Below are 3140 nucleotides of genomic sequence, written 5' to 3'. Positions count from 1 at the left end.
CGAATTCGACCATCCGCGTGCTGTCGGTGCCGGGCACCGCCGTGACGCGCACGATGCGCGAATCCGGAAAGATGCCGGCATAGAAGGCCGCTGCTTCTTCGGCTTCCGTCGAATACCAGAGAAAAGGCGTGATCTTCTGAATCGTCATGACGAGTCTCCTGTCTGTATGGGTCCGGGGCAAACCATGTGCCGCCATCGATACGACGGACGACGCCTGCCGAAATCGGCACGCGGCGCAAACAAATCCCGCTTCGGTTGAGCCGGCGATGCCGGCTGTGCGGATAGTAGTCGTCCTGCCGGGAAACGGCGACCTCGCCGGGCGTAGGAAACGGTGTCGCGGGCACCTTGCAGCCGCCAGGCGCCGCTGCGGGCGTGCCCACCTATGTCGGGGTGTCGGCTCGGGCGCGGCGGCCCTGCAGGCGATGTCGGCCTGCCACGGGGCGCGGACGAAAAAAAGCCAGCCGCGGCCGAAACCGGGGCTGGCTTTCCAGGTCGGCGGCAAGGCGTCGGAGACGCCAGGCACGCCGGATACTTCGTTTTTAGAACTTGTGACGCAGGCCGAGTGCGACGATTTCCTGCGAGCTCTTGCCGGCGATGCCGTACGAGCCGACCGACGCTTGCGCATCGGTACCGTCGGCGTTCTTGCCGCTTGCGTGCTGGTACGCGCCAACCAGGTAGATGTCCGTACGCTTCGACAGCGAGTAGTCCGCGCCGAGCGAAACCTGGTGGTACTTGGCGTCCGTCTGGCCGCTGCCCTTCGTGTAGATGTAGCCGACGCCCAGCAGCAGCGGTGCCGATGCCTGGTACGTGACGAATGCGCGACCCGTGTTGTACTTCTGGTTCGTGCCGAAGCCCGAGTTCGCATCCGCCTTGTATTGCGCGTTGCTGTAGCCGAGGCCGAACGTCACCGGGCCGAATGCGTACTGGCCAGCGACTTGCGCGATGCCGATCGACGATGCCGACGTGTACGCGTTGTTGATGAAGTTACCCGAGCCGTCGAAGATCGCGTCCGACGTGCCGGCCCAGCCGGTGCGCTGGCCAACTGCGCTCAGCGGAGCCGAGTTGTTCGCGTGGAAGTAACCTGCAGCCAGGCCGAGCGGGCCGTTGTTGTACGCTGCCGCTGCCGCCCACGTCTGACCCTTGCCGGTCGAGCCGGCGACGCCGCCGAGTGCGTACAGCGCTTCGACCTGGAGGCCTGCCCAGACCGGCGACGTGTACTTGATCGCGTTGCTGACGCGCAGGCTGTTGTCGTTGTTGTCGACGTCACCCGGCGTGGCGAACACGCTGCCGAAGTAGTTGTCAGCCGTGACTGCCTGGACCAGGTCGACCAGCGGGTCGTACTGGCGACCCAGCGTCAGCGTACCGTACTGGTCGCTTTGCAGGCCGACGAAGGCTTGACGACCGAACATGCGGCCACCCTGGCCCAGTGCGCCCGATGCCGAGTTGAAGCCGTTTTCCAACTGGAAGATCGCCTTCAGGCCGCCACCGAGGTCTTCCGAACCCTTCAGGCCGAAGCGGCTGCCTTGCAGGTTGCCGCTACCCATCGACCACGAATTGTTACCTTGACCATCGTTACCGTGAACATAGGTGATCGACGTGTCGATCACGCCGTACAGCGTGACGCTCGACTGAGCTTGAGCAGCGCCGGCCGCGCCCAGCAGGGCGAGCGAGAGGGTCGAGAGAGCAAGTTTCTTCATCGTTGAGTTTCTCCACGCAAGTGATTCATCGTTATTTGTTGCGGATTGGAGAATAGCTCAGTGCCATACACGCAAGAAAGCTTAAAAAATAAAGTGTCTCGAAAAGGTAACAGCAGGAAAAAGTCCATATATATCAAGCACATCAGAGACTGTTCCTGTTTATGAAATAGTTGACAATTGCTGCGCTGCGATTGTTTCAATAGCTGACGTGCATGGCGACACAACCCCTGTTTCGGCCCGTTGCAGCAAGGAAAAGAGGGTGTGCAAACGTTTGCGGTTGCAGGTGTGCGTGCGCCAACGTGTAAAGAAAGCGTCGACGCCGCGCGAATGCGCGGCGGACACCGGGGTTGCAAGGGAGCGGGAGGGTGTGCCTGGGCGCGCGAGATCGATGCGCGGCCCGTTTCAGGGCGGCGCAATCAGTCGTCGCGCGGGCGATCGTCGGCGTGACCGGGTCGAGCGGCTGGAGCCGGCGCGGCCGGCGCCGCATGCTCGGCCGGCCGATGCGCGTTGCCACGGGCCGCCGCGAACTCCGCGCCGAGCAGCAGCACGATCGCGGAGAAGTACAGCCACATCAGCAGGACCGCGAACGATCCGGCCGCGCCGAACGCACTCGCGGTGCCCGCATGCGCGAGATACAGCGCGAACAGCTTCTTGCCGCCGGAGAACAGGATCGCGGACACGATGCCGCCGATCGCGGCGTCGCGCCACGCGACGCGCGCATCGGGCAGGAATTTCATCAACGACGCGAACGCGGCGGCGAGCACCGCGATGCCGACGAAGAACTGCACGAGGTTCGTGACGACCACGTACGGCGAATCGCCCAGCAGCCAGGTGCCCACGAAGGTGATCGCGGTGTCGAGCACGAGCGACACGATCAGCAGGAACGCGACGCCGAGCACGAGCCCGAACGAGATCAGCCGGACCCGCACCAGTCCGAGCATGCTCGACCAGCGGCTTTCGGTGGCCGGCCAGATCACGCTGAGCGCGGCGCTGAGCGACGCGAACGTGGCCGACGCGCCGATCGCGAGCGCGGCGAACGAGATCAGCGTGGCGAGGCCGCCGCGCTCGCCGGCGCGGTGCGCGTTCTGCACGATCGTCTGGATGCTGGCCGCCGCGTCGTCGCCGATCAGCTGGTGCGCCTGTTCGAACACCTGGCCGCGCGCGGCGTCGTCGCCGTAGAACCAGCCGGCCACCGCGATCACCATCACGAGGGTCGGCGCGAGCGAGAACGCGGAGAAAAACGCGATGCCCGCGGCCATCGCGGAGCAGCGGTCGGACGAGAAGCGCTTGAACGCGGTGAGGGCCCAGTTGGCCTGCTGCTGGGCGAGGCGGGTGGCTTCGGAAGTGATCTGTCGTTTCATGACGGTTCGGTTGCGCGCGGAACGCGGATCATCTCAGTTAATCGGACAAATCGGTATTGATCCGAGGATTCGATCATAGTTG

3 protein-coding genes are annotated in these 3140 nt (G+C 64.4%); all 3 read right to left on the bottom strand.

What is annotated here, in order from left to right:
- Window positions 1-148: VOC family protein (locus JMF90_RS30770; RefSeq protein ID WP_201325856.1), on the bottom strand; the 148-nt coding region annotated here is incomplete at its 3' end.
- A 391-nt stretch (window positions 149-539) separates the two neighbouring features.
- Entirely contained in the window at window positions 540-1697 is a 1158-nt protein-coding gene (locus JMF90_RS30765; protein WP_011694681.1) for a porin, read from the bottom strand.
- Window positions 1698-2113: 416 nt separating this feature from the next.
- Complete coding sequence (locus JMF90_RS30760; RefSeq protein WP_011548074.1) at window positions 2114-3058, bottom strand: YihY/virulence factor BrkB family protein; 945 nt, start codon at window positions 3056-3058, stop codon at window positions 2114-2116.
- Window positions 3059-3140 lie beyond the last annotated feature (82 nt).

The organism is Burkholderia sp. E168m23, from assembly GCF_016586125.1.
In the GTDB taxonomy this organism is placed as follows: Bacteria; Pseudomonadota; Gammaproteobacteria; order Burkholderiales; family Burkholderiaceae; genus Burkholderia; species Burkholderia orbicola.
The sequence above is the reverse complement of the archived record's forward strand: the minus strand, read 5'-3'. Positions and strand labels throughout refer to the sequence as shown.